General features: G+C 69.5%; 27 protein-coding genes and 1 riboswitch. Of the genes, 17 read left to right on the top strand and 10 right to left on the bottom strand.

Going from position 1 to position 26,211, the window contains the following annotated elements; genetic code table 11:
* Positions 1 to 31: 31 nt before the first annotated feature.
* Positions 32 to 691: an NAD(P)-binding domain-containing protein gene (locus ABZ848_RS36375; protein ID WP_360838879.1), complete on the top strand. Its 660-nt coding sequence runs from the start codon at positions 32 to 34 to the stop codon at positions 689 to 691.
* A gap of 1 nt (position 692) precedes the next feature.
* Here ABZ848_RS36375 and ABZ848_RS36370 read toward each other — a convergent pair whose 3' ends face one another.
* The 7 genes from ABZ848_RS36370 to gcvT form a co-directional block, all read right to left on the bottom strand.
* Positions 693 to 1,250, bottom strand: a complete 558-nt coding sequence (locus ABZ848_RS36370; RefSeq protein ID WP_360838877.1) for a glycoside hydrolase family 25 protein — start codon at positions 1,248 to 1,250, stop codon at positions 693 to 695.
* A 454-nt stretch (positions 1,251 to 1,704) separates the two neighbouring features.
* On the bottom strand, positions 1,705 to 2,547 hold the full coding sequence (locus tag ABZ848_RS36365; protein WP_360838875.1) for a nucleotidyl transferase AbiEii/AbiGii toxin family protein: 843 nt from the start codon (positions 2,545 to 2,547) through the stop codon (positions 1,705 to 1,707).
* Complete coding sequence (locus ABZ848_RS36360) at positions 2,547 to 3,161, bottom strand: type IV toxin-antitoxin system AbiEi family antitoxin domain-containing protein (protein WP_360838874.1); 615 nt, start codon at positions 3,159 to 3,161, stop codon at positions 2,547 to 2,549. The genes ABZ848_RS36365 and ABZ848_RS36360 overlap by 1 nt, the downstream gene beginning before the upstream one ends.
* 119 nt (positions 3,162 to 3,280) lie before the next feature.
* A complete protein-coding gene (locus tag ABZ848_RS36355) occupies positions 3,281 to 4,648 on the bottom strand; it encodes an L-serine ammonia-lyase (protein WP_360838872.1) in 1,368 nt (455 codons plus the stop codon).
* 57 nt (positions 4,649 to 4,705) lie between these two features.
* Positions 4,706 to 5,971 carry a serine hydroxymethyltransferase gene (gene glyA / locus ABZ848_RS36350; protein WP_360838870.1) on the bottom strand — a complete coding sequence of 422 codons (1,266 nt, stop codon included), beginning with the start codon at positions 5,969 to 5,971 and terminating at the stop codon, positions 4,706 to 4,708.
* A 14-nt stretch (positions 5,972 to 5,985) separates the two neighbouring features.
* Positions 5,986 to 6,363 (bottom strand): glycine cleavage system protein GcvH, encoded by a 378-nt coding sequence (gene gcvH / locus ABZ848_RS36345; RefSeq protein WP_099931447.1) that lies wholly within the window; start codon positions 6,361 to 6,363, stop codon positions 5,986 to 5,988.
* A gap of 98 nt (positions 6,364 to 6,461) precedes the next feature.
* Positions 6,462 to 7,580 (bottom strand): glycine cleavage system aminomethyltransferase GcvT, encoded by a 1,119-nt coding sequence (gcvT, locus tag ABZ848_RS36340; RefSeq protein ID WP_360838868.1) that lies wholly within the window; start codon positions 7,578 to 7,580, stop codon positions 6,462 to 6,464.
* A gap of 151 nt (positions 7,581 to 7,731) precedes the next feature.
* Positions 7,732 to 7,827, bottom strand: a riboswitch (glycine riboswitch).
* Positions 7,828 to 8,007: 180 nt separating this feature from the next.
* On the opposite strand from gcvT, the gene ABZ848_RS36335 reads away from it, so the two are divergent.
* The 10 genes from ABZ848_RS36335 to ABZ848_RS36290 all read left to right on the top strand — a co-directional run bounded on the left by ABZ848_RS36335 (position 8,008) and on the right by ABZ848_RS36290 (position 19,142).
* Positions 8,008 to 8,697 (top strand): AAA family ATPase, encoded by a 690-nt coding sequence (locus ABZ848_RS36335; protein ID WP_360838867.1) that lies wholly within the window; start codon positions 8,008 to 8,010, stop codon positions 8,695 to 8,697.
* Positions 8,698 to 8,753: 56 nt separating this feature from the next.
* Entirely contained in the window at positions 8,754 to 9,548 is a 795-nt protein-coding gene (locus ABZ848_RS36330; RefSeq protein ID WP_360838866.1) for an enhanced serine sensitivity protein SseB, read from the top strand.
* An 87-nt stretch (positions 9,549 to 9,635) separates the two neighbouring features.
* Positions 9,636 to 10,424: an enhanced serine sensitivity protein SseB C-terminal domain-containing protein gene (locus ABZ848_RS36325; protein ID WP_360838865.1), complete on the top strand. Its 789-nt coding sequence runs from the start codon at positions 9,636 to 9,638 to the stop codon at positions 10,422 to 10,424.
* Positions 10,425 to 10,777: 353 nt separating this feature from the next.
* Entirely contained in the window at positions 10,778 to 11,776 is a 999-nt protein-coding gene (locus ABZ848_RS36320) for an ABC transporter permease (protein ID WP_360838863.1), read from the top strand.
* Between the two features lie 31 nt (positions 11,777 to 11,807).
* A complete protein-coding gene (locus ABZ848_RS36315) occupies positions 11,808 to 13,559 on the top strand; it encodes an ABC transporter substrate-binding protein (protein ID WP_360838862.1) in 1,752 nt (583 codons plus the stop codon).
* Between the two features lie 90 nt (positions 13,560 to 13,649).
* Positions 13,650 to 14,660, top strand: coding sequence for an ABC transporter permease (locus tag ABZ848_RS36310; RefSeq protein ID WP_360838860.1), 1,011 nt, complete (start codon positions 13,650 to 13,652; stop codon positions 14,658 to 14,660).
* Positions 14,657 to 15,739: an ABC transporter ATP-binding protein gene (locus ABZ848_RS36305; RefSeq protein WP_360838858.1), complete on the top strand. Its 1,083-nt coding sequence runs from the start codon at positions 14,657 to 14,659 to the stop codon at positions 15,737 to 15,739. The genes ABZ848_RS36310 and ABZ848_RS36305 overlap by 4 nt, the downstream gene beginning before the upstream one ends.
* Positions 15,736 to 16,977 carry a dipeptide ABC transporter ATP-binding protein gene (locus ABZ848_RS36300; protein WP_360838856.1) on the top strand — a complete coding sequence of 414 codons (1,242 nt, stop codon included), beginning with the start codon at positions 15,736 to 15,738 and terminating at the stop codon, positions 16,975 to 16,977. Before ABZ848_RS36305 ends, ABZ848_RS36300 begins: the two co-directional genes overlap by 4 nt.
* 93 nt (positions 16,978 to 17,070) lie before the next feature.
* Positions 17,071 to 18,462: a M1 family metallopeptidase gene (locus ABZ848_RS36295; protein ID WP_360838854.1), complete on the top strand. Its 1,392-nt coding sequence runs from the start codon at positions 17,071 to 17,073 to the stop codon at positions 18,460 to 18,462.
* A gap of 23 nt (positions 18,463 to 18,485) precedes the next feature.
* Complete coding sequence (locus ABZ848_RS36290; RefSeq protein ID WP_360838852.1) at positions 18,486 to 19,142, top strand: trimeric intracellular cation channel family protein; 657 nt, start codon at positions 18,486 to 18,488, stop codon at positions 19,140 to 19,142.
* Here the strand turns inward: ABZ848_RS36290 and ABZ848_RS36285 are convergent.
* Positions 19,051 to 20,274, bottom strand: a complete 1,224-nt coding sequence (locus tag ABZ848_RS36285; protein WP_360838940.1) for an alpha/beta hydrolase-fold protein — start codon at positions 20,272 to 20,274, stop codon at positions 19,051 to 19,053. The genes ABZ848_RS36290 and ABZ848_RS36285 overlap by 92 nt on opposite strands.
* Positions 20,275 to 20,438: 164 nt before the next feature.
* On the opposite strand from ABZ848_RS36285, the gene ABZ848_RS36280 reads away from it, so the two are divergent.
* Complete coding sequence (locus ABZ848_RS36280; RefSeq protein ID WP_360838851.1) at positions 20,439 to 21,302, top strand: thioesterase family protein; 864 nt, start codon at positions 20,439 to 20,441, stop codon at positions 21,300 to 21,302.
* On the opposite strand, the gene ABZ848_RS36275 is transcribed toward ABZ848_RS36280, so the two are convergent.
* A complete protein-coding gene (locus tag ABZ848_RS36275; RefSeq protein WP_360838849.1) occupies positions 21,289 to 21,885 on the bottom strand; it encodes a TIGR03086 family metal-binding protein in 597 nt (198 codons plus the stop codon). The genes ABZ848_RS36280 and ABZ848_RS36275 overlap by 14 nt on opposite strands.
* Before the next feature lie 120 nt (positions 21,886 to 22,005).
* Between ABZ848_RS36275 and ABZ848_RS36270 the strand changes: the two genes are divergently transcribed.
* On the top strand, positions 22,006 to 22,983 hold the full coding sequence (locus ABZ848_RS36270) for a YafY family protein (protein ID WP_360838847.1): 978 nt from the start codon (positions 22,006 to 22,008) through the stop codon (positions 22,981 to 22,983).
* A gap of 150 nt (positions 22,984 to 23,133) precedes the next feature.
* Complete coding sequence (locus ABZ848_RS36265) at positions 23,134 to 23,532, top strand: hypothetical protein (RefSeq protein WP_360838845.1); 399 nt, start codon at positions 23,134 to 23,136, stop codon at positions 23,530 to 23,532.
* Positions 23,533 to 23,612: 80 nt separating this feature from the next.
* On the opposite strand, the gene ABZ848_RS36260 is transcribed toward ABZ848_RS36265, so the two are convergent.
* The gene (locus tag ABZ848_RS36260; protein WP_360838844.1) at positions 23,613 to 24,239 is read right to left on the bottom strand and encodes a TetR family transcriptional regulator; all 627 of its coding nucleotides are present in this window, start codon (positions 24,237 to 24,239) and stop codon (positions 23,613 to 23,615) included.
* A 145-nt stretch (positions 24,240 to 24,384) separates the two neighbouring features.
* On the opposite strand from ABZ848_RS36260, the gene ABZ848_RS36255 reads away from it, so the two are divergent.
* The 3 genes from ABZ848_RS36255 (at position 24,385) to ABZ848_RS36245 (ending at position 26,119) form a co-directional block, all read left to right on the top strand.
* On the top strand, positions 24,385 to 24,540 hold the full coding sequence (locus tag ABZ848_RS36255) for a hypothetical protein (protein WP_360838842.1): 156 nt from the start codon (positions 24,385 to 24,387) through the stop codon (positions 24,538 to 24,540).
* A gap of 36 nt (positions 24,541 to 24,576) precedes the next feature.
* On the top strand, positions 24,577 to 24,855 hold the full coding sequence (locus tag ABZ848_RS36250) for a DUF4190 domain-containing protein (RefSeq protein WP_360838840.1): 279 nt from the start codon (positions 24,577 to 24,579) through the stop codon (positions 24,853 to 24,855).
* A 100-nt stretch (positions 24,856 to 24,955) separates the two neighbouring features.
* The gene (locus tag ABZ848_RS36245) at positions 24,956 to 26,119 is read left to right on the top strand and encodes a cysteine desulfurase family protein (protein ID WP_360838839.1); all 1,164 of its coding nucleotides are present in this window, start codon (positions 24,956 to 24,958) and stop codon (positions 26,117 to 26,119) included.
* The last annotated feature ends 92 nt before the right edge of the window (positions 26,120 to 26,211 follow it).

Genomic DNA, 26,211 nt, shown 5'->3' with positions numbered 1-26,211 from the left:
ACATGCATCTACCCTGAAGGGCAGTCCTGTCATGAAGATCGGCATCATCGGCGCGGGCAACATCGGCGGCAACCTCACCCGGCGGCTCACCGCGCTCGGCCACGACGTCTCCGTCGCCAACTCGCGCGGCCCCGAAACGCTCACCGAGCTGGCGAAGGAGACCGGCGCGACACCGGTCCGGGTGGAGGAGGCGGCGCGCGGCGCGGAGGTCGTCGTGGTCACGATCCCCCTCAAGGCGATCCCCGACCTGCCGACGGGCGTGCTCGACGGCGCGGCGCCGGACGTCGCCGTGATCGACACCGGCAACTACTACCCGCAGCGGGACGGCAGGATCGCGGCGATCGAGGACGAGGGCCTCACCGAGAGCGCGTGGACGGCACGGCAGCTCGGCCACACCGTGATCAAGGCCTTCAACGGCACCTATGCCCAGGACATCCTCGACCGCCCGCTGCCGGCCGGCACCCCCGACCGCCAGGCACTCCCGGTCGCCGGCGACGACGAGCAGGCCAAGGCGAAGGTACGGGCCCTGATCGACGAACTCGGCTTCGACACGGTCGACGCGGGCCCCCTCGCCGACTCCTGGCACCAGCAGCCCGGCACCCCGGTGTACGGCCTGCGCGCGGGCGCGACCGAGGTGACGAAGGCCTTGTCGGAGGCGTCCCCGGAACGGCCTGCGGACTTCCGCGGCTAGATCACGCGTCGTTGGCCCACTCCTTGAGCGCGGCCTTGTCCGCGAAGTCCGCGACATCCTTGTCGTGCGGCTCGCTGCTGTACTGGTGGAAGCGCCACTTGGCCTTGATGCGGGGCTTGCCGGCGGTGACGTAGTCGGCGATCCAGAGGCCGTCACCGGCGTACGAGGTCGTGTCGATGTTCAGCCAGAAGTTCCTGTTGGCGTACAGGATCACCTGGTTGTTAGGGCGGAGTTGCTTCACCTTGCGGATGAACGAGTCCTTCTCCGCGTTGCTCGCGTGGGTGCCGGAGCTGGTCGTCTCCCAGTCGACCGCGAGGATGTCGCCCGCCTTCTCCGGGGCGTGTTTGACGAAGTACTCCGCCTGGGCCTCCAGGTTGCCGGGCCACAGGAAGTGGTAGAAGCCGACGACCAGACCCGCGTCGCGGCCGTGCTTCGTCTGCGCCGCGAGTCTCGGGTTGACGTACGAACGGCCCTCCGTCGCCTTGATGAAGACGAAGGAGAGGCCGTCCGTGTCGTACGTGGAGGACTGGTAGGCGCTCACGTCTATGCCGCGCAGCATGGGGGTCTCCCTGAAGTGCCGGGGTGGGGACGGAAGTTGATTTGTCTCCCACCTTGGCACGACCGGTTCGGTACGGCGTGTAATCGATGTGCAGGCGCCGTGGAAGCGGTGAGGAGAGGGCGGCTTCGTGTGACCACAAGGGCAACGCCGGTGTCTGCGCCTCGCGGCTGACGGCGTCAGCACTCGATGATGTTCACCGCCAGCCCACCCCGCGCCGTCTCCTTGTACTTCACGGACTTGTGGACGGCTGTTGATCATGGCATTCACCTGCAGCTTTGGCATGCTCAAGCTTGCCTTTAGGCGCGTCAGGGACTTTATCCCATGCTGCCTGAGACGCTTACGGGACTGGGTAGTTGATGCTCGGGTGGCACGCGATGGCTTCGGTGAGCCCTGCACTCGTAATGCGTAGGTCTCGGGTTCGGCCCGAAGGCCTGGTCGGTCGGCCAGGTCTGGTTCATGACCACGTGAGGGTCGCTGCACTCCAAGTGAGAGTGAGGGCCTCGTCGTTGAGAAGTGTGTCCGCGAAGGCGGTGACCTGCCGGACGACGTCCGTGAAGCGTTCGGGGTAGCTGGTCGCAGCGGGGCCTTGTCGGCGGCGCCAGGCGGAGTAGGAGGTCTGGCGCCGCTCGCCGAGGTCGGTGAGGGTGGCGCTGAGCGGTTTCAAGGTGATGCCGCGGTGTGCGGCGGTGGCGGTCAGCGCCGTGGTGAGTTCCTGTCCGTCGAGGTCGCCGAGGGAGACGGCGGTGGAGAGTTTTTCGGCGATGACGGTGGCGAGTGGGTAGCCGAGGATCTGGAAGCTGTCCGTCGTGAGCTGCTGCGGGTAGTCGATGATCCGAGGGCCAGGGATAACGGGGTCGCCGAAGCTGACGTCCAGTTGGAGCTTGAGTCGGGCCCGGGCGATGGAGGCAGCCATGGACAGGCGCAGACCGTGGTACTCGTCCTCCTCGCGGATGGGGACGGTCTTGAGTGTCGTGGGATCGAATACGACTCCGTCGTCGATCTCGGTGGCGGCGATGGCCGCGATCCTGCGGATGATCTCGGTTTCATCGCCTGGGAACGAGCGGCCGAGGATGTCGATGTCGCGGGTCATTCGACGTGCGCCGAACTGGGCGAGCAGCAGGCCACCCTTGAGGACGAAGTGCTTCCCGCCCAGGGGCGATGAGGCCAGGCGGTAGAGGAACCGTTCGAGGATGTACTCGACCATGACCTCGTCCGTGGACCCGCGGTTGCGGCGCGCCAGGTTGCGCAGGTCGTTGTAGACGCGGCCGGCCGTAGTGTCGCGGGTGGGGTTGGCCATCAGGCGAGCACCGCCTCTACGGCGGGGCGGACAACGGAGAGAGCATCCAACTCACGTGCGATGTGCTGGAGTTCGCCGACCCCGCCGCGTCCGCTCCGGCGCAGGTAGCGGCCGAGCGCGGACAGGGCGAGGGTCTCACCGAGGCGGCTGCGGTGGCGCATCGCGTCGACGACACTGCGGGCTGCGTTGTACATGGGGATGGTCTCTCCCGGAGCTGCTTCGAACCCTTCGATACCGAGGGCGAAGGTCTTCGCGGCGTACTGCGCCACCACGGTCGGCGGGTAGGAAATCGTCGGGCGGCGCGTACCGCGCGGCACGGCGATGTGTACTGCTGCGGGGATGTCGTCGATCAGCTCATGCACGGCCAGGGCGGATTCACCGCACACGACGGCGCGAGGGGCCCGTGCGCACACGGCCAGCAGATCCGCGTGCGCGGTCTCCGGGGCGTCTGCCCGCCGGTACACCCCACGGGACAGTTCGTCTATCTCCGCTTCCGCGACCAAGTGCGCCAGATCGCGGGGGGAGAGCAGGGCCTGTCGCGCCTGCGCCGTCGTGAATGTGGGGGAGAGGCTGGCCAGCCGCTGTTCCAGGCGCGAGTTTTCCGCAGCGTCCATGTATCGAATGGTACCCCTTGGGTGAGAGTGGGGGATCGATTTGATACATCGGCTGGTGGGTGAGCGGTGCATCCGGTGTTGATCACGTGCCGCGAACCCGCAGGTCAGGGCCTGCCCCCTCAGCACTCGATGATGTTCACCGCCAGCCCGCCCCGCGCCGTCTCCTTGTACTTCACGCTCATGTCGGCGCCCGTGTCCTTCATCGTCTTGATGACCTTGTCCAGGGACACCTTGTGCGAGCCGTCGCCGCGCATGGCCATGCGGGCGGCGGTGACGGCCTTCACCGCGGCCATGCCGTTGCGCTCGATGCACGGGATCTGGACCAGGCCGCCGACCGGGTCGCAGGTCAGGCCGAGGTTGTGCTCCATGCCGATCTCGGCCGCGTTCTCCACCTGCTCGGGGGAGCCGCCGAGCACCTCGGCCAGCGCGCCCGCCGCCATCGAGCAGGCCGAGCCGACCTCGCCCTGGCAGCCGACCTCGGCGCCGGAGATGGACGCGTTCTCCTTGAAGAGCATGCCGATCGCGCCCGCGGCCAGCAGGAAGCGGACGACTCCGTCCTCGTCGGCGCCCGGCACGAAGTTGATGTAGTAGTGCAGGACCGCCGGGATGATGCCCGCCGCGCCGTTCGTCGGGGCGGTCACCACGCGGCCGCCCGCCGCGTTCTCCTCGTTCACCGCCATCGCGTAGAGCGTGATCCACTCCATCGACCGCGCCAACGGGTCGCCCTCGGCGCGCAGTTGGCGTGCCGTCACGGCCGCCCGGCGTTTCACCCGCAGCCCGCCCGGCAGGATGCCCTCACGGGACATGCCCCGGGACACGCACGCCTGCATGACCCGCCAGATGTCGAGGAGCCCCGAGCGGATCTCCTCCTCCGTCCGCCAGGCGCGCTCGTTCTCCAGCATCAGCGCGGAGATCGACAGGCCCGTCTCCTTCGTCAGGCGCAGCAGCTCGTCGCCCGTACGGAACGGGTACTTGAGGACCGTGTCGTCCAGCTTGATGCGGTCCGCGCCGACCGCGTCCTCGTCGACGACGAAGCCGCCGCCCACCGAGTAGTACGTCTTCGACAGCAGCTCCGTGCCCGAGGCGTCGTAGGCCCACAGGGTCATCCCGTTCGCGTGGTACGGGAGTGCCTTGCGGCGGTGCAGCTTCAGGTCGTCGTCGAAGGAGAACGGGATGTCGTGCTCACCGAGGAGCTTCAGCCGCCGGCCGGACTTGATCTGCTCCACACGCTCGTCGGCCGTCTCCACGTCGACCGTCCGCGGCGAGGCGCCCTCCAGACCGAGCAGCACCGCCTTCGGGGTGCCGTGGCCGTGGCCGGTCGCGCCCAGGGAGCCGTACAGCTCGGCACGTATCGACGCGACGGAGCCCAGCAGCTCCTCGCTCCGCAGCCGGCGGGCGAACATGCGTGCCGCGCGCATCGGGCCGACCGTGTGGGAGCTGGACGGGCCGATGCCGATCGAGAACAGGTCGAAGACCGAGATGGCCACGGGGAACTCCTCCTAGGAGGGTGGGGGCACACACCGTCGGGTGCCCCCACCGGGGAACTACTTGTTCAGACCGGGGTACAGCGGATGCCTGTCGGCAAGCGCCGAGACCCGGACCTTCAGCGCCTGGGCGTCGTACGACGGCTTCAGCGTCTCGGCGATCACGTCCGCCACCTCGGCGAAGTCCTCGGCCGTGAAGCCGCGGGTGGCCAGCGCCGGTGTGCCGATCCGGAGCCCCGAGGTGACCATCGGCGGGCGCGGGTCGTTCGGGACGGCGTTGCGGTTGACCGTGATGCCGACCTCGTGGAGACGGTCCTCGGCCTGCTGACCGTCCAGCTCGGACTCGCGCAGGTCGACCAGGATCAGGTGCACGTCCGTACCGCCGGACAGCACGTTCACCCCGGCCGCCCGGGCGTCGTCGGCCGTCAGACGCTCGGCGAGGATGCGCGCACCCTCCACCGTACGCCGCTGGCGCTCCTTGAACTCCTCGCTCGCCGCGACCTTGAAGGAGACCGCCTTCGCCGCGATCACGTGCTCCAGGGGACCGCCCTGGAAGCCCGGGAACACGGACGAGTTCAGCTTCTTCGCGAAGTCCTGCTTGGCGAGGATGATGCCGCCGCGGGGGCCGCCCAGCGTCTTGTGGGTGGTCGAGGTGACGACATCGGCGTACGGCACCGGGTTCGGGTGCAGCCCGGCCGCGACCAGGCCCGCGAAGTGCGCCATGTCGACCCACAGGTACGCCTCGACCTCGTCGGCGATCCGGCGGAACTCCGCGAAGTCCAGCTGCCGCGGGTACGCCGACCACCCGGCGATGATCACCTTCGGCCGGTGCTCCTTGGCGAGCTTCTCCACCTCGGCCATGTCGACAAGCCCCGTCGCCGGGTCGACGTGGTAGGCGACCACGTCGAACTGCTTGCCGGAGAAGTTAAGCCGCATCCCGTGGGTCAGGTGGCCGCCGTGCGCGAGGTCCAGGCCGAGGATGGTGTCCCCGGGCTTGGCCAGCGCGAACAGGGCCGCCTGGTTGGCGGAGGCGCCCGAGTGCGGCTGGACGTTGGCGTACTCGGCGCCGAACAGCTCCTTGACCCTGTCGATGGCGATCTGCTCGGCGACGTCGACGTGCTCGCAGCCGCCGTAGTAGCGGCGGCCCGGGTAGCCCTCCGCGTACTTGTTGGTGAGGACCGAGCCCTGCGCCTCCATCACCGCGACCGGCGCGAAGTTCTCGGAGGCGATCATCTCCAGCGTGGACTGCTGGCGGTGCAGCTCGGCGTCGACCGCGGCGGCGATGTCCGGGTCGAGCTCGTGCAGGGGGGTGTTCAGTGCGGACATGCGTGTACGGCTCCTCAGCCGGCGTTCTGGGCGGTGTACTCGTCGGCGGAGAGCAGGTCGGCGGGCTCCTCGGTGACACGGACCTTGAAGAGCCAGCCGCCCTCGAAGGGGGCCGAGTTGACGAGGGACGGGTCGTTGACGACGTCCTCGTTGATCTCGGTGACCTCACCGGTGACGGGGGAGTACAGGTCGCTGACCGACTTGGTCGACTCCAGCTCGCCACAGGTCTCGCCCGCGGTCACGGCGGAGCCCACCTCGGGAAGCTGGGCGTAGACGACGTCGCCGAGCGCGTTGGCCGCGAACTCGGTGATGCCGACCGTCGAGACGCCGTCCTCGGCGGCCGACAGCCACTCGTGCTCCTTGCTGTAGCGCAGCTGCTGGGGGTTGCTCATGGCCTGAATTCTCCTGTACGCGGGGGAGTGCTGATGAATGGGGGACTGCTGGAAACGCGCGTGAGCAGCGGTGATGTGCCCGGGGGCACGCCCAAGGATTACTTCTGGCGCTTGTAGAACGGCAGCGCCACGACCTCGTACGGCTCGTGACTGCCCCGGATGTCCACGCCGACACCGGCCGTGCCCGGCGCCGAGTGCGCCGCGTCGACGTACGCCATCGCGATCGGCTTGCCCAGCGTCGGGGAGGGCGCGCCGGAGGTGACCTCGCCGATCACCTCGCCGCCGGCGACGACCGGGTACCCGGCGCGCGGCACCCGCCGCCCCTCGGCGACCAGGCCGACCAGGACGCGCGGGGGGTTCTCCTGCGACCGCGCGGCGGCCTGCTGGAGGGCCTCGCGCCCGACGAAGTCACCGTCCTTCTCGAACTTCACCACCCGGCCGAGCCCGGCGTCGAAGGGGGTGAGCTCCGTGCTCAGCTCGTGCCCGTACAGCGGCATGCCCGCCTCCAGGCGCAGGGTGTCCCGGCAGGACAGGCCGCACGGGACCAGACCGGCACCCTCGCCCGCCTTGGTCAGCGCCTGCCACAGCTCGACGGCGTGCTCGGGCTTCACGAACAGCTCGAAGCCGTCCTCGCCGGTGTAGCCGGTGCGGGCGATGAGGGCGGGGACCCCGGCGACCGTGCCGGGCAGACCGGCGTAGTACTTGAGGCCGTCGAGGTCGGCGTCGGTCAGGGACTTCAGGATCCCGGGGGACTCGGGGCCCTGCACGGCGATCAGGGCGTAGGCGTCCCGGTCGTCGCGCACCTCGGCGTCGAAACCGGCGGCACGCTCGACGAGCGCGTCCAGCACGACCTGGGCGTTGGAGGCGTTCGCGACGACCATGTAGTCGGTCTCACCGAGCCGGTAGACGATCAGGTCGTCCAGGATGCCGCCGTCGGCCCGGCAGATCATGGTGTAGCGGGCGCGGCCGACACCGACGGAGGCGATGTTGCCGACGAGGGCGTAATTGAGAAGCTCGGCCGCCTGCGGCCCGGTCACGGTGATCTCGCCCATGTGGGAGAGGTCGAAGAGCCCCGCCCGGGTCCGCACGGCGACGTGCTCGTCGCGCTCGGAGCCGTAGCGCAGCGGCATGTCCCAGCCGGCGAAGTCGGTCATCGTCGCACCCAGCGAGCGATGCAGGGCATCGAGCGCGGTACGACGGATTTCGGTGCTGCTCATCGGACGGATGTCTCCCAAGGCATGACGGCACGGGCGAGGTCGTTCCTCCCCATCTGTCATCGGAACCTGAGAGGTTCGCCATGACCCGATGGGACATGGCTTGCACCTTGGGTGGGACCACCGGAGACGGCGGTCCGCTTTTCAGATGTGCCTCGCCCGCGCGGTAACGGGGCCTGAGAGATTCAAGGGAGGGACTTGCTCCTTCGGCGCCCCGACCAGAGGTCGAGGACTCTCCCGCGCGGATTCGAACGGCCGATATGCAGTTGGCGCGCACATCATTGCACGCATCCGGGGCATACGGCAGGGCCGCATCTGTAACCAGCCTGTGGCAGGACGATCACGAAAACACGAGACACCGCGCATTACCTTCTCTTTACACTCGACGGGGATGGGACTCCGTACCCGGCCCCAGGGGAGGACGATCACGGTGAACAGGACCACCGCCTACGCCACGACCTCGGCTCTCGCGCTGCCCAAGCAGCCCGCGGCCCCGGCCCGCGAGCACTGCGGCGAGCGGCCGGCACCGGTGGTCCGCGACCTCCGCGACCGTTCGGGCCGCAGCCCGCACGCGCTGCTCTTCGGCCCCCGCGACCTGGTCGTCGTCACCGGCCTGCCCGGCAGCGGCAAGTCCACGCTGATGAACCGGGCGGTCAAGGGCATACGCATCGACTCCCAGGACACCCGCGACCGCTGGGACGCCCGGGCCCGCCTCCTGCCGTACGCCGTCTACCGCCCGCTGGTCCGCCTCGCCCACTACGCCGGGCTGTACCGCGCCCTGCGCGGCGGCAGGGGCGTCGTCGTGCACGACTGCGGTACGCAGGCCTGGGTGCGCGACTGGCTGGCCCGCGAGGCCCGCCGCCGCGGCGGCACCCTGCACCTGCTGCTCCTCGACGTCACGGCCGGCGCGGCCCTGGCCGGGCAGCGCGAGCGCGGCCGGGGAGTGTCGAGGTACGCGTTCCTGCGCCACCGGCACGCGGCCGCCCGGCTGATCCGCCAGGTCGAGCGGGGTGACCTGCCGGCCGGCGTGGGCTCGGCGGTGCTGCTCGACCGGGACGCGGCGGACGTGCTGCGCCGGATCGGCTTCACGGGCCGACCGCAGTCCCTTCTTACCCGTTAGTCTTACCCGTTAGCCTTTTGGCCACATCAGTGGTTCACAGCAGGCGGTCGGAACAGATGGACTTCCCAGCGGATCTCCCCGCGGACTTTCCCATGCAGGCGCACCCCCATCCGCACGGCGGCTGGCCCGGCAACGAGCTGGAGGAGGTGCTGTCGGCCTCCCTCGGCATCCCCGCCGCGGGCGGCCGGATCATCGAGGTGCTCGGCCGCAGCTTCGTGTGGATCCCGCTGCCCGGCGGCGGCGGCCCGCACAGCGGCCCGCTGGACCTGCCGACGCTGGAGATCGAGGGCCAGGCGTACGTCCCGGTCTTCAGCTCCGAGGAGCAGTTCCGCCAGGTCGTCGGCGGGCACATGTCGTACACGATCGCCCCGGCCGTCGAGTTCGCCCGCGGGCTGCCCCCGCAGGTCGGCATGGCGATCAATCCCGACGGTGTGGTCGGCGTGCCCCTGCCGCCCGCCGCGGTCGCCGAGCTCTGCCGGGTGGGCCGCACCCCCCTCGACGGCCCCGCCTCCGGCGGCCGCGTCAAGCTGTACGAACCGGACTGGCAGGACGACCCGATCGACTTCCTGGCCGCCGCGTCGGCCGAGTTCGCGGAGACCGGCGTGGTCACCACGGCCCGCCGCTGCCTGGCCGCGATCGAGACGGCCGACCCGGTGATGTTCGTCGGCGTGGAACTCTCCCAGCGGGAGGGCGACTTGCGGGCCCTCCCGCTGCAGGCCCTGGAGCGGGCGGTGACGAGGATCCCCACCCAGTGGCCGGTCAACCTGGTTCTCCTGGACGTAACAGAGGACCCGGTGGCGAACTGGATGCGAGAGCAGGTACGCCCTTTCTATACAAGGGACCACTTCTGATCGCCGGACCGTCGGCAACAAGCCCCGGGCAACAGGGCGCTTAAGCTGTTTCCATACGCGGGGCAACCACAAGAAGGGGCGGTACACGTGAGCGCCAGCGGCACCACGACCGGCCAGGTCGAGCACATGCTGCGCCAGGTGACGCCGGGGCGCTACGACGCCTACGAGGCACTCCTCCGCGCCCTCGCGACCCCCGGCCAGGGCCAGGTCTGGATGCTCCTGTGGCACGGTCAGGCCGGCTCCCCCGACGCCCAGTACGGAAACATGGACGTCGACGGCTACGGCTACGCCCCCTGCGTCACCTCCGCCCAGGAACTGAGCGCCAGCGGCTGGAACCGCTCGTACGAGGTGGTCGACGGCCTCGACGTGGCCCGCACCCTCTACCCCGACCACTTCGGCCTCTGGCTCAACCCGCACGCCCCCGGCGGCGGCGTCGGCATCCCCTGGCTCGACCTGCGCCGCATCGCGACCGGCCTGGAGCGCCAGCCCGCAGGACCGCTGAGCCTGTCGGAACCGGCCATCGAGATCCCGCAGTTCTACGCCCTGCTCGCGCACAACGCCCACCGCACCCCGGCCGTCCGCTCACTGCGCCGCGCCTGGGTGCAGCCGGCGCTCGGGGCGCCGTATCTCGCGATCGGTCTGGATGTATACGACACCAGCCCGCCGGCGGTCGATTCGGTGCGCGCGATGATGCAGCAGTCCATCGGCGCGGTCCCGGACGGCCTGCCCGTGTCGACCGTCGCGATGTCCGACGAGTACGACCCGGTGGCCCTCTGGATGCGGGCCGGCGCCCGTCCGTTCTACGACCGCGAGGCGCATGCTCCGGCGGCCCCGGCGGCCGGGTACGGATACCCGCCGGCCCAGGGCGGTTACTGATCAGAGGTCAAGGAACAGGAAAATCTGTTGTCGGCGATCGATCTTCGCGCGTAGACGTCCGGCCGTTACGGTCGACTCGCGCCCCACCCGTCCCACGGACTCCGTCCGGCACCCGTAAATGGCCGTCCGGATAACGGAATCCCCCAGTCGTCATCACGGTTGCGCATACTTTCTCCATCAGACCTGGCGCGTGATCGCGAGCGCGTTGAAGACTCCCCTCCAGACACGAGGTCATCGATCCTGTGAAGCGGGTACCGACCGGTATCGATCCAGGGATCAGCAGGTAAGAGAACCAAGCCGCCCACCGCGGCGGACAAAGGCCGGTCACCACCGGCGAGAGGGGTCAGGTCATTGTGACCGCACCGATCGAGACCACGGGGGCGGAAGCCGGAGCGCAGCCCGAGGCCGTGCTCGCCGGGGCCAAGAAGGGCCAGATCGAAGGCCGTTCGCTCAGCCAGATCGCCTGGACCCGGTTCAAGCGGGACAAGGTCGCCGTCGCCGGCGGCATCGTCGTCATCTGCCTGGTGCTGATGGCGGTCCTCGCCAAGCCGATCGAGTGGGTCTTCGGACTCGACCCCGACAAGTTCAACCAGGACCTCATCGACCCCGCGCTGCTGTCGCCCAAGGGCGGCTGGGGCGGCATGAGCTGGGACCACCCGCTCGGCGTCGACCCGCAGTACGGCCGCGACATGCTCGCCCGCATCATCGACGGCTCCTGGGTGTCGCTCCTGGTCGCGGGCGGCGCCACCCTGCTGTCGGTGATCATCGGCACCGTGCTCGGCATCATGGCCGGCTACTACGGCGGCTGGATCGACAGCATCATCAGCCGCCTGATGGACACCTTCCTGGCCTTCCCGCTGCTCCTGTTCGCCATCGCCATCTCGGCCTCGGTGCAGGACGGTTTCTTCGGCCTCAACGGCCTGCCGCTGCGCATCAGCGTCCTGATCTTCGTGATCGGCTTCTTCAGCTGGCCGTACATCGGCCGCATCGTGCGGGCCCAGACGATGACCCTGCGCCGGCGGGAGTTCATCGAGGCCGCCCACAGCCTGGGGGCGCGTGGCCCGTACGTCCTGTTCCGGGAGCTGCTCCCGAACCTCGTCGCGCCGATCCTCGTCTACTCGACGCTGATCATCCCGACGAACATCCTCTTCGAGGCGTCGCTGAGCTTCCTCGGAGTCGGCATCGCTCCGCCGCAGGCCTCATGGGGCGGCATGCTCAGCAACGCCGTGGATCTCTACACAGCGGATCCGCAGTACATGTTCGTGCCCGGTCTGGCGATCTTCATCACCGTCCTGGCATTCAACCTGCTGGGTGACGGGCTGCGTGACGCACTCGACCCTCGCAGCAAGTGATCCACCGATAGAGATAGAGGGGCTTCCTCACGTGAAGACGAGAAGGGTGACCGCCGCCGTCGCGTCGGTCCTGGCGCTCTCGCTGGGCGCCGCCGCATGTGGCGGCGGTGGCGGAAACAACAGCAGTGGTGGTGGCAACGCCAAGAAGGACGCGGCGCTGACCTCCATCGTCAACGCGTCGAGCAAGAAGGGAGGGACGGTCAGCCTCGAAGAGTCGGACGTGCCGGACTCGCTCGACCCGGGCAACACGTACTACGGCTTCGTGCAGAACTTCTCCCGCCTCTACGCGCGTACGCTCACGACGTTCAAGCCGGCCGCCGGCAAGGACGGCCTCACGGTCGTCCCGGACCTCGCCGACTCCCTCGGCAAGGCCAGCGCCGACGCCAAGACCTGGACGTACCACCTGCGCTCCGGCCTGAAGTACCAGGACGGCACGCCGATCACGTCCAAGGACGTCAAGTACGCGATCGAGCGCTCCAACTTCGCGCCCGAGGCCCTCTCCAACGGCCCCACGTACTTCAAGCAGTACCTGGTCGGCGGTGACAAGTACCAGGGTCCCTACAAGGACAAGTCGGCCACCGGCCTGAAGTCCATCGAGACCCCGGACGACCAGACGATCGTCTTCAAGCTGAACCAGCCGTTCGCCGACTTCGACTACCTGGCGACGTTCTCGCAGACGGCCCCGGTGCCGCAGGCGAAGGACGACGGCGCCAAGTACGTCCAGCACATCGTGTCCTCGGGCCCGTACCAGTTCCAGTCGTACGAGGAGGGCGCCAGCGCCGTCCTGGTCCGCAACAAGAACTGGGACCCGAAGACGGACCCGATCCGCAAGGCGTACCCGGACAAGATCTCGGTCAAGTTCAAGGTCAACGCGGTGACGGTCGACAACGACCTGCTCGCCGACAAGATCACGGCCGACCTCGCCGGCACCGGTGTGCAGCCGCAGACCCAGCCGAAGGTGCTGACCGGCAAGAACGCCAAGTCGACGGACAACTCCTACGCGGGCGCGCTGCAGTACCTGGCGCTGAACGTGAACGTGAAGCCGTTCGACAACATCAACTGCCGCAAGGCCGTGCAGTACGCGGTGAACAAGCAGTCCGTCCTCGACGCCGTGGGCGGCTCGCCCAAGGGTGACGTGGCCTCGACGCTGCTGCCGCCGTCGGTCAACGGCTACACCAAGTTCGACACCTACCCGTCGGCCGGCAACAAGGGCGACGTCGCGAAGGCCAAGGAAGCGCTGAAGGCCTGCGGTAAGCCGAACGGCTTCTCCACCACGATGACGGCCCGTTCGGACCGTCCCGCCGAGGTCGCGGCCGCCACGGCCGTCCAGAACTCGCTGAAGGCCGTCGGCATCAAGGTCGACATCAAGCAGTTCCCCTCCGGCAAGTACTTCTCCAACTTCGCCGGTGTCCCGAGCTACGTGCACGACCACAAGCTCGGCATCCTGTCGATGGCGTGGGGCGCCGACTGGCCGACCGGCTACGGCTTCCTTGAGCAGATCGTCGACGGCGGCGCCATCAAGCCCTCCGGTGGCACCAACCTGATGGAGCTGAACGACCCGGCCATCAACAAGGCCCTGTCCGAGGCGATCGCCAACACCGACACCGCCGCCCGCACCAAGGCCTGGGGCGACATCGACAAGATGGTCATGGACAACGCGTCCGTGGTCCCGCTGTTCTACCGCAAGAACCTGCTGTACAGGCCGGCGTCCGCGACGAACGTCACGGTGACGCAGGCGTACCTCGGCATGTACGACTACCTGCTGCTCAGCTCCTCGAAGTAGCAGCAGTCCGGATACCCCTGAAAGGCAGGTGAAGGCACCGGGTGGCCGGGACGGACACACCCCGTCCCGGCCACCCGGAGCCGGACAGCTGTGGCTGCGTACATCATCCGACGCGTCTTCGGCGCCTTGGTACTGCTGCTGGTGGTCAGCGCAGTCACCTTCGGCATCTTCTTCCTCGTCCCCCGCCTGGGCGGACAGACGGCCACCCAGCTGGCCACCCAGTACGTCGGCAAGGACGCCAACCCCGAGTCCATCGCCGCGATCAAGAAGAACCTGGGCTTCGACCAGCCCATCTACATCCAGTACTGGGACTACCTCAAGGGGCTCTTCGTCGGCGCCGACTACAAGTTCGGCCCCGATGCGACGCACTGCAGCGCGCCTTGCTTCGGGTACTCCTTCAAGAGTCACATCGAGGTCTGGCCGCAGCTCACGCAGCGCATCCCGGTCTCCTTCTCGCTGGCCGTCGGTGCGGCCGTGATCTGGCTGATCTTCGGTGTCACCATCGGTGTCGTCTCCGCGCTGCGCAAGGGCAAGCCGGTCGACCGCATCGCGATGTTCATCGCGCTGGCAGGCGTCTCCCTTCCGATCTTCTTCACCGGTCAGATCCTCAGCGGGCTCTTCGTCTATCAATGGCCCGTCTGGGAGAGCACCGACTACGTCCCCTTCACCCAGAACCCGGCCGACTGGGCCTGGCATCTGCTGCTGCCCTGGATCAGCCTCGCGTTCCTCTTCTCCGCCCTCTACGCCCGGCTCACCCGGGCGGGCATGCTGGAGACCATGGGCGAGGACTACATCCGTACGGCCCGGGCCAAGGGACTCAAGGAGTCGGTGGTCGTCTCCAAGCACGGCCTGCGGGCCGCGCTCACCCCCATCGTCACCATCTTCGGCATGGACTTCGGCACCCTCGTCGGCACCGCCGTCCTGACCGAGACCGTCTTCTCCCTGCAGGGCATCGGGGCGTACTCGATCCAGGCGATCCGCGACAACGACCTGCCCATCGTGATGGGCGTGACCCTCGTCGCCGCGTTCTTCATCGTCTTCTGCAACTTGATCGTCGACCTGGTGTACGCCGCCATCGACCCCCGCGTGAGGTACTCGTGAGCAAGCTCGAAAAGGCGGCCCTCGGCGAAGTCGCCACCGACGCCGCCCCGCCCGACGCCGACGCGTTCCTCTCCGTCCGCGATCTGCGCATCCACTTCGACACCGACGACGGCCTGGTCAGGTCGGTCGACGGGGTCAGCTTCGACGTGCAGCGCGGCAAGACGCTGGGCATCGTGGGCGAGTCCGGCTCCGGCAAGTCGGTCACCTCGCTCGGCGTGATGGGCCTGCACCGCTCGGCCAACGCCAAGGTCACCGGCGAGGTCTGGCTGGACGGCCAGGAGCTGATCGCCGCCGACCCGGACGACGTCCGCCGGCTGCGCGGCCGCAAGATGGCGATGATCTTCCAGGACCCGCTGTCCTCGATGCACCCGTACTACACGGTCGGCGCGCAGATCGTGGAGGCGTACCGGGTCCACCACGACGTCAACAAGAAGGTCGCCCGCACCCGGGCGATCGAGATGCTGGACCGGGTGGGCATCCCCGAGCCGAACCAGCGCGTGGACAGCTACCCGCACGAGTTCTCCGGCGGTATGCGCCAGCGCGCGATGATCGCGATGGCGCTGGTGAACAACCCCGAGCTGCTCATCGCGGACGAGCCGACCACCGCCCTGGACGTCACCGTGCAGGCGCAGATCCTCGACCTGATCCGGGACCTGCAGAAGGAGTTCGGCTCCGCGGTCATCATGATCACGCACGACCTCGGTGTCGTCGCCGAGATCGCCGACGACCTGCTCGTCATGTACGCCGGGCGGCCCGTGGAGCGCGGTCCGGCCGAGTCGGTCTTCGCCGAGCCCCGCCACCCCTACACCTGGGGCCTGCTCGGCTCGATGCCGCGGCTCGACCGCGAGGACACCGACCGGCTGATCCCGATCCAGGGCGCCCCGCCCTCGCTGATCAACGTCCCGGACGGCTGCCCCTTCAACCCGCGCTGCCCGTACGCCGACATCCCCAAGGACAACGTCACCCGCACGGTCCGCCCCGAGCTGACCGAGGTGGGCAGCCGGCACTGGGCGGCCTGCCACATGACGCAGGAGCAGCGGGAGCGTATCTGGACCGAAGAGATTGCGCCGAAGCTGTGAGCGACGAAAAAGAAGCGACCATCCCCGCGCAGAGCGACGCCGCCACCCTCACCAAGGGCACCGCCGACGGCGAGACCCTGCTGAAGGTCACCGGGCTCCAGAAGCACTTCCCGATCCGCAAGGGCCTGTTCCAGCGGCAGACCGGCGCCGTGCGCGCCGTCGACGGCCTCGACTTCGAGGTCCGCAAGGGCGAGACCCTCGGTGTCGTGGGCGAGTCCGGCTGCGGCAAGTCGACCATGGGCCGGCTGATCACCCGGCTGCTCGAACCGACCGGCGGCAAGGTCGAGTTCGAGGGCCAGGACATCACGCACCTCGGCGTGGGCGGCATGCGTCCGCTGCGCCGCGATGTGCAGATGATCTTCCAGGACCCGTACTCCTCGCTGAACCCGCGGCACACGATCGGCACGATCGTCAGCGCCCCCTTCAAGCTTCAGGGCGTCGAGCCCGAGGGCGGGGTGAAGAAGGAGGTCCAGCGGCTGCTGTCGGTGGTGGGCCTCAACCCCGAGCACTACAACCGCTATCCGCACGAGTTCTCCGGCGGTCAGCGCCAGCGCATCGGCATCGCCCGCGCGCTCGCCCTGAACCCGAAGCTGGTCGTCGCGGACGAGCCGGTCTCGGCGCTCGACGTGTCGATCCAGGCCCAGGTCGTCAACCTGCTGGACGACCTCCAGTCGGAGCTCGGCCTGACGTACGTGATCATCGCGCACGACCTCTCGGTGGTACGGCACGTCTCGGACCGGATCGCGGTGATGTACCTCGGCAAGATCGTCGAGCTGGCCGACCGGGACTCGCTGTACAAGGCGCCGATGCACCCGTACACCAAGGCCCTGATGTCGGCGGTGCCGATCCCGGACCCGAAGCGCAAGGCGGCCAAGAGCGAGCGCATCCTGCTCCGCGGTGACGTGCCCTCGCCGATCTCTCCGCCGAGCGGCTGCCGCTTCCACACGCGGTGCTGGAAGGCGACGGAGATCTGCAGGACGACGGAGCCGCCGCTCCTGGAGCTGAAGCCGGGCCAGCAGGTCGCCTGCCACCACCCGGAGAACTTCGAGGACCAGGCCCCGCAGGACACGGTGCTGCTGAGCGTGGCCAAGGAGGCGGCGTCGCTGGTCGCCGACGAGGTGCTGGCCGAGTCGGCGGCGACGTCGGCGGCGGTGGCGGCCGAGGTCGGCACCAATGAAGTGAGCGACGAGCCGACCGCCGAAGCGGAAGCCGACGGTCAGGAGTCAACCGACAAGTAACGCATGACAAGTTGGCAAAGTCATGCACATGACCGAGCGGGAGAGTAAAGAGTCGTCCGTGCCCGACTTATCGGCACACCGAAGGGACGACCCGTGAAACTCTCCCGTTCGGCACGCTTAGGAGCCGTCGTCACCGCGGCGGCTTCTTTCATGGTCATCGCGGCCTCCTCCGCCCCGGCCCCCGGCGCCCCCGGCCTCGGTGACCCCTACTTCCCGCTCCTCGGCAACGGCGGCTTCGACGCCCGCCACTACGACCTCGACGTGGCGTACAACCCGGACACCGACCGCCTGGACGGCCGTACCACCCTGACCGCCCACGCCACCCAGAGCCTCACCTCCTTCGACCTGGACCTCCAGAAACTGGAGGTCACCAGAGTCGAAGTCAACGGCAGACGCGCTGAGTTCACGCGCGACGGCGACGAACTGCGCATCACCCCCAAGGGAGTTCTCCCCAAGGGACGCGACTTCAAGGTCGCCGTCACCTACGGCGGCGTCCCCGAACCCCTCAACGGCCCCATCGTGTTCGGCTCCGACTACGGCTGGATGAAGACCACCGACGGCGTCTTCGTCGCCTGCGAACCCAACGCCGCCTCCACCTGGTTCCCGTCCAGCGACCACCCCGACGACAAGGCCACCTACGACATCCGCATCAAGGCCCCCAAGGGCCTGACCGGCGTCTCCAACGGCCGGCTCGTCTCGACGTACGACAAGGGCGACTCGACGTACGCCCACTGGCGCGAGAGCCGGCCGATGGCGACCTATCTCGCGACCGCCACCATCGGCAAGTTCGACGTGAAGACCGGCAAGACCCCGGCCGGGACGCCGATCTACGTGGCCATCGACCCGGTGCTGGCGAACAGCAACACCGTGGACGTGTACGCCGTCACCGCCGCCGCCACCGACTACTGGTCGCAGGTCTTCGGCCCGTACCCCTTCGAGGAGACCGGCGCGATCGTCGACGACATGCCCCAGGCCGGCTTCTCGCTGGAGGTGCAGACCAAGCCCGCGTACTCGGCGGTCCGCAGCGAGACGACCATCGTGCACGAGCTCGCCCACCAGTGGTTCGGCGACTCCGTGTCGGTGGAGCGCTGGAAGGACATCTGGCTCAACGAGGGCTTCGCCACCTACGCCCAGTGGCTGTGGGCCGAGCACCAGGGCACCCGCAGCGCCCACGACTCCTTCCTGGCCGCGTACAACGCCCGCGCCGCCGACAACCCGTTCTGGCAGATCACCGTCGCCGACCCGCAGCGCGACACCATGTTCGCCTCGGCGGTCTACCAGCGCGGCGCGATGACCCTGCAGGCCCTGCGGGAGCGGATCGGCGACACCGCGTTCTTCAAGCTGCTGCCCACCTGGACGAAGATCCACCGGTACGGCAACGCGAACACGGCCGACTTCATCGACCTCGCCGAGAAGATCTCCGGACAGCAGCTGGACGACCTGTTCCAGACGTGGATCTACACCACGGGCAAGCCCGCCCTGTAGTCACCCCCGAGTAAGAATGTGGGGTGCTTCAGCAACTGTTCAGCCCCTCCGTCCAGCACACGCTCGACCTCGTCGGCATCTTCGTGTTCGCCATCTCCGGCGCGCTGCTGGCCGTCCGCAAGAACTTCGACGTCTTCGGCATCGCCGTCCTCGCCGAGGTCACCGCGCTGGGCGGAGGGCTGTTCCGGGACCTGGTGATCGGCGCCGTACCGCCGGCCGCCTTCACGGATCTCGGCTACTTCCTCACCCCGATGCTCGCCGCGCTCCTGGTCGTCTTCCTGCACCCGCAGGTGGAGCGCATCCAGGTCGCGGTGAACGTCTTCGACGCGGCCGGCCTCGGCCTGTTCTGCGTCGCCGGGACGACGAAGGCGTACGAGTACGGGCTGAGCCTCACCTCGTCGGCCACCCTCGGCCTGGCCACCGCGGTCGGCGGCGGCGTTCTCAGGGACGTACTGGCCAACGAGGTCCCGTCCCTGCTGCGCTGGGACCGTGACCTCTACGCGGTCCCCGCGATCGTCGGCGCCACCATGGTCGTCCTGTGCATCCGTTACGACGCCCTCACCCCGGTCACCAGCGGGCTCGCGGTGGTCACCGCCTTCGTCCTGCGCCTGCTCGCGATGAAGTACCACTGGCGAGCGCCGCGTGCGTGGAACCGCCGGTCGACGGTTCGAGAGGAGTAGAGCTCCCGGCGTGCGCCCGGTGCTGGCCCATCTCGACCGACAGCCAGCGGAAGGAGGGGACCACCTGCGGCCGCCACAGCGCCATGGTGTGCCCGCCCGCGCTCTTCGGGATGAAGACCACGTGCACGGTCGTCGGCGCCTTCGCGGTCTCCTCCAGGGCGACGGCGGCCTCGTAGCCGTCGTGCGGCTGGCCGGAGAGGTACAGCGCGATCTTCGGCGGGGTGAGCTTCTTCTTCAGCAGCAGATAGGGGTTGTTCTCCTCGCGCAGGGTCAGGTTCTGCGCGGCCAGCGAGTTGCGCTCGCCGATCGGGTCGTTGTAGCCGGACATGCTCACCGCCGCCATGTACCGGTCGGGGTGCGCCACCGCCAGCTTCACCGCGCAGTGCGCGCCCGCCGAATAGCCGGACACCGCCCAGCCGCCCGGCGCCGGCAGGGCCCGGAAGTTGTCCATGACCATCTTCGGTACGTCGATGCTGAGCCAGCTGTCGGCGTTGACCGTGCCCGGGATGTTCGCGCAGCCGGTGTCCACGCCGGCCAGCAGGTTGGTGCGCGGGGCGACCAGGATGAACGGGGCCACCTCGCCGCTGCGCATCAGCGGGGCCAGCTGCCGGGTCGCGTGCATCGACCCGAACCAGGCCTTCGCCGAGCCGGGGTAGCCGGGCAGCAGCTCCACGACCGGGAACCTGTGGTGCGCGTACTTCGGCTCGCTGTACTGCGGCGGCAGCCAGACGTAGACCTCGGCGTTCACGCCCGAGACCCGGCCCTTGAGCTGGGTCTCGCGCACCCCGCGCATCCCCGGCCCGCTCGCCGCGGTGAACTGCTGCTTCACCTTGGGCAACCGTTTCAGCGCTATTCCGCCGGTGCCGTCGGCGCCCAGGTCGGCCGCCTGCTGCACATGGTTGCCCGTGCCGAGCAGGTCGGCCCAGTTGTCGTAGAGACTGTTGGCGTTGTTGACGAGGACGAAGACCAGCGCGACCGCCGTCCCCTGGGCGAACAGCAGCATCAGCATGCGGGCCGCCAGGCGCAGGGCTTTTGGCCCGCGCATCCGTGACCACAGGATCAGCGGTACGACGAGCGCGATCGCGAACAGCACGACCAGTGTGTAGAGGAACGGAGTCCCGGTGAGGCTCATGTCCCCATAGAGGGGCGGGGCGGGCTCCGGGTTGAGGACGAGTTCGGACACTTACCAAGAAATTGCCGGGATCTCACCCGGGCGATGGCCCCGGGACGGCAGTGTTCATGCGGCCGTAATCGTCAAAGCTACCGCTTAGTAATTTCCTGTTGTACCGTTCATCCATGCCAGAAGCAGCCACCGCCGCGCACGTCACGCGGGCCACGATCGGCGACAGCGAGTTCGACCGGGACACCGCGCTCACCCGGCGCGCGCCCGGCGTGTACGACATCGACCTCTCCGCGGGCTGGACCATCATCAACGCCGTGAACGGCGGCTATCTGCTGGCGGTCCTCGGCCGCGCCCTCGCGGACACCCTGCCGCACGCCGACCCGTTCACCATCTCGGCGCACTACCTGACCGCGTCCCAGCCGGGCCCGGCGGTCGTCCGCACCGAGGTGGTCCGCACCGGCCGCACCCTCTCCACCGGCCAGGCCTCGCTCTTCCAGTTCGACGACGAGGGCCACGAGGTGGAGCGCATCCGCGTCCTCGCCTCCTACGGCGACCTGGACGCCCTCCCGGACGACGTCCGTACGACGGCCGTGCCGCCGGCGTTCCCGCCGATCGAGGAGTGCTTCGGCCCCCAGGACGGGCCCGCCCCGGTCTCCGGCAGCTCGGCCATCGCCGACCGCCTCATGATCAAGCTGGACCCGGCCACCCTCGGCTGGGCGGTCGGCGCGCCCTCGGGCAAGGGCGAGATGCGGGCCTGGTTCGGCCTCGCCGACGGCCGTGACGCGGACCCCCTCTCCCTCCTGCTGGCGGTGGACGCGCTGCCGCCCACCGCCTTCGAGATCGGCCTCAAGGGCTGGGTCCCCACGGTGGAACTGACGGTCCACGTCCGCTCCCGCCCGGCTCCCGGCCCCCTCCGCGTCTCCATCACCACCCGCAACCTGGCCGGCGGCTTCCTGGAGGAGGACGCGGAGGTCTGGGACAGCGAGGACCGTCTGGTGGCCCAGTCGCGCCAGCTGGCGCGGGTCAGGCTGGGCTGAGGGCGACCGGATCCCGGCCCAGCCAACCCGCCAACTGCCGGTAGCTGTCGGCCCCTTCGGGGACCGGTCGGGCGGACGCGAAGGGGAAGTCCGCGCCCTCGCGGACCGGGTCCGGCAGTACCTGCCGGGCCGTCGCGAGGGCGAACTCCGCCAGTTCCGGGTCGAGTTCCACCGGGTGGCCGAGCGCGTCCGACAAGTCCCAGGTGTGGGTGACCAGTTCCATCACGTAACCGGCGAGAGCCGCCGCGCCCGGCACCTCGCCCCACGGCACCCGCACCGCCGCCGTCATCCGCTCGTCGCTCTCCCAGGCCCGCAGCACCCGCACCCGCACCTCGTCGTACGCGGCCGGCCAGCCGTCGTCGGGCACCCCCTCGACGAACGGCCGCACCTCGCCCCCGTCACCCGTCTCACCCGCCACCGCGATCCGCAGGGTGCCCCCGACGATGTGCGAGAGCAGTGTGCGTACGTCGAACTCGGTGCACGGGGTGGGGCTGTTCAGCCGCTCCGGCGTCACCGTCTTGATCAGTGCGGCCGTCTGCTCGGTGGCGCGGGTGTATATCGGGCGGGGATCCGTCACGTCCATGGTGGACCTCTCTGCTCTGTGATCCGTCTCGGTGATCCGTCGCCCAGAGGTTCCCCCACATAACCTGACAGTATCCGTCAGCATTTGCGGCGGGCCCGGACACGGCGGGATTCTGGTGCCGTGAAGTCCGACCGTCTGCTCTCGATCCTGCTGCTCCTGCAGACCCGCGGCCGCGTCCCCGCGCACGAACTCGCCGACCGGCTGGAGGTGTCGGTGCGCACGATCTACCGGGACGTCGAGGCCCTGTCGGCCTCCGGCGTGCCGGTCTACGCCGAGCGCGGCCGGCACGGCGGCATCGAACTGCTCGCCGGCTTCCGCACGGACGTCACCGGCCTCACCGCCGACGAGTCCCGCGCCCTGTTCATCCTGGCCGCCCAGGGCGCGCACGCCGCGCTCGGCCTGGACGCCGCCCTCGGCTCGGCCCTGCGCAAGGTGATGGCCGCGCTGCCGGCGCCGTACCGCCCGGCCGCCGAGGTGACCAGCCGCCGCATCCTGGTCGACGCCACCCGCTGGAAGGGTGGCCCGCAGAAGGCGGTCGACCTGGACGTCCTGCAGGACGCGGTCTTCGCCGACCGGCGCCTGAGGCTGCGCTACCGGCACAGCGGCGAGCAGGAGCCGCGGACGTACACCGTGGACCCGTACGGCCTGGTCTCCAAGGCGGGCGTCTGGTACCTGGTCGCCGACCGCCGTACGAAGCCGCAGCTCTTCCGCGCCGACCGGGTGCGCTCGGCCACCGTGCTGGCGGAGCCGGTACGGCGGCGGGCGGGCGTCGAACTCGCCGACGTCTGGGAGGTGTTGCGCCGCCAGGTCGAGGAGCGGCCCGGCGGACTCGACGTCACGGTCCGCGTCCGGCGCGACCGTCTCGACATGTTCCTGCGCCTGACCGCCGCGCAGTTGGCCGAGCTGCCGGACACCGAGGGCGAGGGGGAGTGGGTGACGGTGAAGCTGTCGTACGGCTTCCTGCGCGAGGCCCGCCCGCTCCTCCAGTTCGCCGACAACGTGGAGGTCCTCGCGCCTCCCGAACTGCGTGAGGAACTGGCCGCCGCGGCCGCTTCTGTCACGGACTTGTACCAGCGAGTAGTTCCGGTCGATTTCTGAAGTCGCAGGTGAGCGCGGTTTCTTGAGATCCTCTTTACCCGAATCACAGGCCGGGGACAGACCGCCCCCAAGGAAGCCCTAAGCGCCGTTGATTGAGTGCCCGCCTCAAGGCTCCCTCATCTTCCTTCATCCTCCTTGGAGTTGTTTCTCATGAAGCGTGTGCGTCTCGTCCCCGCAGTGGCCCTGCTGGCGCTCTCGCCTCTGGTCCTGGCGGCCTGCGGTTCGAGCGACTCCTCGTCGTCCTCGAACACCGGCAACTCCGGGCAGCAGCAGGCCTGTTCGGCACCGTCCGGCAACGCGTCCGGCATGCCCAGCGGCGCGCCCTCGGGTGCTCCGACCGGCAACTCGACCGCCAGGCCCACCGGCACCCCCTCGGGCATGCCGACCGGCTCGACCGGCGGCGGCCCCGGCGCGGGCCAGGGCGGCCAGGGCGGTCCCGGCGGTGGCATGGGCGGCGGCTGCGGCGGCGGCCAGGGCGGTCCGGGCGGCGGCGCGGCCCCCAGCGGAGCGCCGAGCGGCCAGCCGTCGGCCGCGTCGACCAAGAGCTGACGCGTTCCGTCGTGCGACAGGGGCGGCACTCCCGGTGAACGGGGGTGCCGCCCCTGTGTGTTGCCGTCTCGTGCTCGGTGTCAGTCCAGCCAGTGGTGGCGGCCGATGCTGATCAGCCGCATCTGGCGGGTCGCGACCTGCGTGACGCGCTCGCGGTCCTGTGCCGTGCCCTCCAGCGCCTCCAGGAAGAGGGAGGCCGTGATCAGCATCTGGTCCACGTAGAGATGGGCCAGCATGAGCAGGTCGTCCTCGCTCCAGCCCCTGGACTCCGGGTCCTTGGCGAGCTCGGCGCCCACCTCCTGGGCGAACCGGACGAGTTGGTCGCAGATCGCCTCCCGTACCGGCTGAACCCCGCCATGTCGCTCACGGGCGATAAACCGGACATGTGCGGGGTACGCGTCCACATGACCGGCGATCAACTGAATGGCGCGCGCTATCCGTTCCTCGCTGCTGTCCGCCGCGGTCACCGTCGTGCGGATCATCGGGTGCAGGCTGCCCAGCGCCTCCTCGACCAGGGCCACGCCGAGATCCGCGATGGAGCGGAAGTGCCGGTAGAAGGCGGTGGGGGCGACCCCCACGGCGCGGGTGACCTCGCGCAGGCCCAGGCTGCTCAGGCTCTGCTCCTCCAGCAGACCCAGCGCCGCGTCGAGCAGCGCCTGCCGGGTCTTCTGTTTCTGGGCCTGCCGGATGCCGAGGGTGTGACTCATGTCATCCAGTTAACAACTGTTCTCTGGATTTGGGAAGCCGGGTGGCGCGCTAGACTCTGTAGTCAGTGAACAAGTGTTACTACAACTGTTCACCCAACCGTAACGAGAGACGCCCACGGGACGTCTCGGAGGGGGATCGAATCCCATGCTGTTCCTCGTCGCCGCGCTGCTGCTGTTCGGTGCCGTGCTCGGCACCGTGGCCCACGCGCCGCTCACCTTCACCCTCGTCGCCGCCGTCCTGATCGCCGCCTGGCTCGGCATCTTCGCGCTCCGCGAGCGGCACGGCCGCCGCGCCCACTGACCGCACACCCCAGCGACTTCCAGGAGCTGACCCGTCATGCAACTCACCGCCCCTGCCACCGCCCGCCCGAACGCCGCCCCGACCCGCCGCGACGCCGACGGCATGGCCGTCGCGTCCTTCATCCTGGGCCTCATCGGCCTGCTGGTCCTGAACGTCTTCCTCGGCCCGATCGCCATCGCCCTGGCCGCGGCGGCCCTCTGGCGGGGCACCAAGCGCCGTGGCCGCGCCTTTCTGGGTCTGACCCTCGGCGTCGCCGACCTCGTGGTCCTGGCGATCGTGATGCAGATGTCCAACACGGTCTCGTGGAGCCTGTGACACCGGGGAAAACACGTTGAACGACGCCGGCCAAGGACCCTGAGGACGACAGGGCACGGCCGGGAGGCCCATCACCTCGGCCCCGTACAATCGTCGCACCATGGCATACCTCGACCACGCCGCGACCACCCCGATGCTCCCCGAGGCAGTCGAGGCGATGACGGCCCACCTGAACATCACGGGCAACGCCTCCTCCCTCCACGCATCCGGCCGCAGAGCCCGCCGTACGGTCGAGGAATCCCGCGAGACCCTCGCGGAAGCGCTCGGCGCCCGCCCCAGCGAGGTGGTGTTCACCTCCGGCGGCACCGAGGCCGACAACCTCGCGGTCAAGGGCCTGTACTGGTCCCGCCGCGACGCCGACCCGAACCGCACCCGGGTCCTCGCCAGCCCCGTCGAGCACCACGCCGTCCTCGACGCCGTGCACTGGCTCGGCGAACACGAGGGCGCCACCGTCGAGTACCTCCCGGTGGACCCCTACGGCCGGGTCCACCCCGACGCCCTGCGCGAGGCCGTCGCCCGCAACCCCGACGACGTCGCCCTCGCCACCGTGATGTGGGCCAACAACGAGATCGGCACGGTCCTGCCGGTGCGCGAACTGGCCGATGCGGCAGGGGAGTTCGGCGTCCCGCTGCACGCCGACGCGGTCCAGGCCTTCGGCCAGGTCCCGGTCGACTTCGCGGGGTCCGGCCTCGCCGCGATGACGGTCTCCGGCCACAAGATCGGCGGCCCGTACGGCATCGGTGCCCTGGTCCTGGGCCGTGAGCACACCCCCGTACCGGTCCTGCACGGCGGCGGCCAGGAGCGGCACGTCCGCTCCGGCACCCTCGACGTCCCCGCGATCGCCTCCTTCGCGGTCGCCGGCCGGCTCGCCGCCGAACAGCGCGAGTGGTTCGCCCGCGAGATCGGCGCCCTGCGCGACAGCCTGGTCGAGGCGGTGCGTACGGCCGTCCCGGACGCGATCCTCGGCGGCGACCCGGTCGACCGGCTGCCGGCCAACGCCCACTTCACCTTCCCGGGCTGCGAGGGCGACTCCCTGCTCCTGCTGCTCGACGCCCAGGGCATCGAGTGCTCCACCGGCTCCGCCTGCACCGCGGGCGTGGCCCAGCCCAGCCATGTCCTGCTGGCCACCGGCACCGACCCGGACCTCGCCCGCGGCACCCTCCGCTTCTCCCTCGGCCACACCTCCACTGAGGCCGACGTCGAAGCGGTGGCGAAAGCGATCGGCCCGGCGGTGGAGCGGGCCCGCGTGGCGGGGCTGAGCTGAACCGACGACGGGCCGGGGAGAGTCCGCCGACTCTCCCCGGCCCTTGACGAGGGGTCCGGCGCCCACGGGGGAGGCCGGCGTCGGACCCGTGG

It is taken from the genome of Streptomyces sp. NPDC047081, from assembly GCF_040643775.1.
Lineage (GTDB): Bacteria > Actinomycetota > Actinomycetes > Streptomycetales > Streptomycetaceae > Streptomyces.
The sequence above is the reverse complement of the archived record's forward strand: the minus strand, read 5'-3'. Positions and strand labels throughout refer to the sequence as shown.

What these genes read in the sequence shown, in the direction of transcription:
- ABZ848_RS36375 (WP_360838879.1), top strand. Translation starts at nt 32, where the DNA reads ATGAAGATCGGCATCATCGGCGCGGGCAACATCGGCGGCAACCTCACC.
- ABZ848_RS36370 (WP_360838877.1), bottom strand. Translation starts at nt 1,250, where the DNA reads ATGCTGCGCGGCATAGACGTGAGCGCCTACCAGTCCTCCACGTACGAC.
- ABZ848_RS36365 (WP_360838875.1), bottom strand. Translation starts at nt 2,547, where the DNA reads ATGGCCAACCCCACCCGCGACACTACGGCCGGCCGCGTCTACAACGAC.
- ABZ848_RS36360 (WP_360838874.1), bottom strand. Translation starts at nt 3,161, where the DNA reads ATGGACGCTGCGGAAAACTCGCGCCTGGAACAGCGGCTGGCCAGCCTC.
- glyA (WP_360838870.1), bottom strand. Translation starts at nt 5,971, where the DNA reads ATGTCCGCACTGAACACCCCCCTGCACGAGCTCGACCCGGACATCGCC.
- gcvH (WP_099931447.1), bottom strand. Translation starts at nt 6,363, where the DNA reads ATGAGCAACCCCCAGCAGCTGCGCTACAGCAAGGAGCACGAGTGGCTG.
- gcvT (WP_360838868.1), bottom strand. Translation starts at nt 7,580, where the DNA reads ATGAGCAGCACCGAAATCCGTCGTACCGCGCTCGATGCCCTGCATCGC.
- ABZ848_RS36330 (WP_360838866.1), top strand. Translation starts at nt 8,754, where the DNA reads ATGGACTTCCCAGCGGATCTCCCCGCGGACTTTCCCATGCAGGCGCAC.
- ABZ848_RS36285 (WP_360838940.1), bottom strand. Translation starts at nt 20,274, where the DNA reads ATGAGCCTCACCGGGACTCCGTTCCTCTACACACTGGTCGTGCTGTTC.
- ABZ848_RS36280 (WP_360838851.1), top strand. Translation starts at nt 20,439, where the DNA reads ATGCCAGAAGCAGCCACCGCCGCGCACGTCACGCGGGCCACGATCGGC.
- ABZ848_RS36275 (WP_360838849.1), bottom strand. Translation starts at nt 21,885, where the DNA reads ATGGACGTGACGGATCCCCGCCCGATATACACCCGCGCCACCGAGCAG.
- ABZ848_RS36265 (WP_360838845.1), top strand. Translation starts at nt 23,134, where the DNA reads ATGAAGCGTGTGCGTCTCGTCCCCGCAGTGGCCCTGCTGGCGCTCTCG.
- ABZ848_RS36260 (WP_360838844.1), bottom strand. Translation starts at nt 24,239, where the DNA reads ATGAGTCACACCCTCGGCATCCGGCAGGCCCAGAAACAGAAGACCCGG.
- ABZ848_RS36255 (WP_360838842.1), top strand. Translation starts at nt 24,385, where the DNA reads ATGCTGTTCCTCGTCGCCGCGCTGCTGCTGTTCGGTGCCGTGCTCGGC.
- ABZ848_RS36250 (WP_360838840.1), top strand. Translation starts at nt 24,577, where the DNA reads ATGCAACTCACCGCCCCTGCCACCGCCCGCCCGAACGCCGCCCCGACC.
- ABZ848_RS36245 (WP_360838839.1), top strand. Translation starts at nt 24,956, where the DNA reads ATGGCATACCTCGACCACGCCGCGACCACCCCGATGCTCCCCGAGGCA.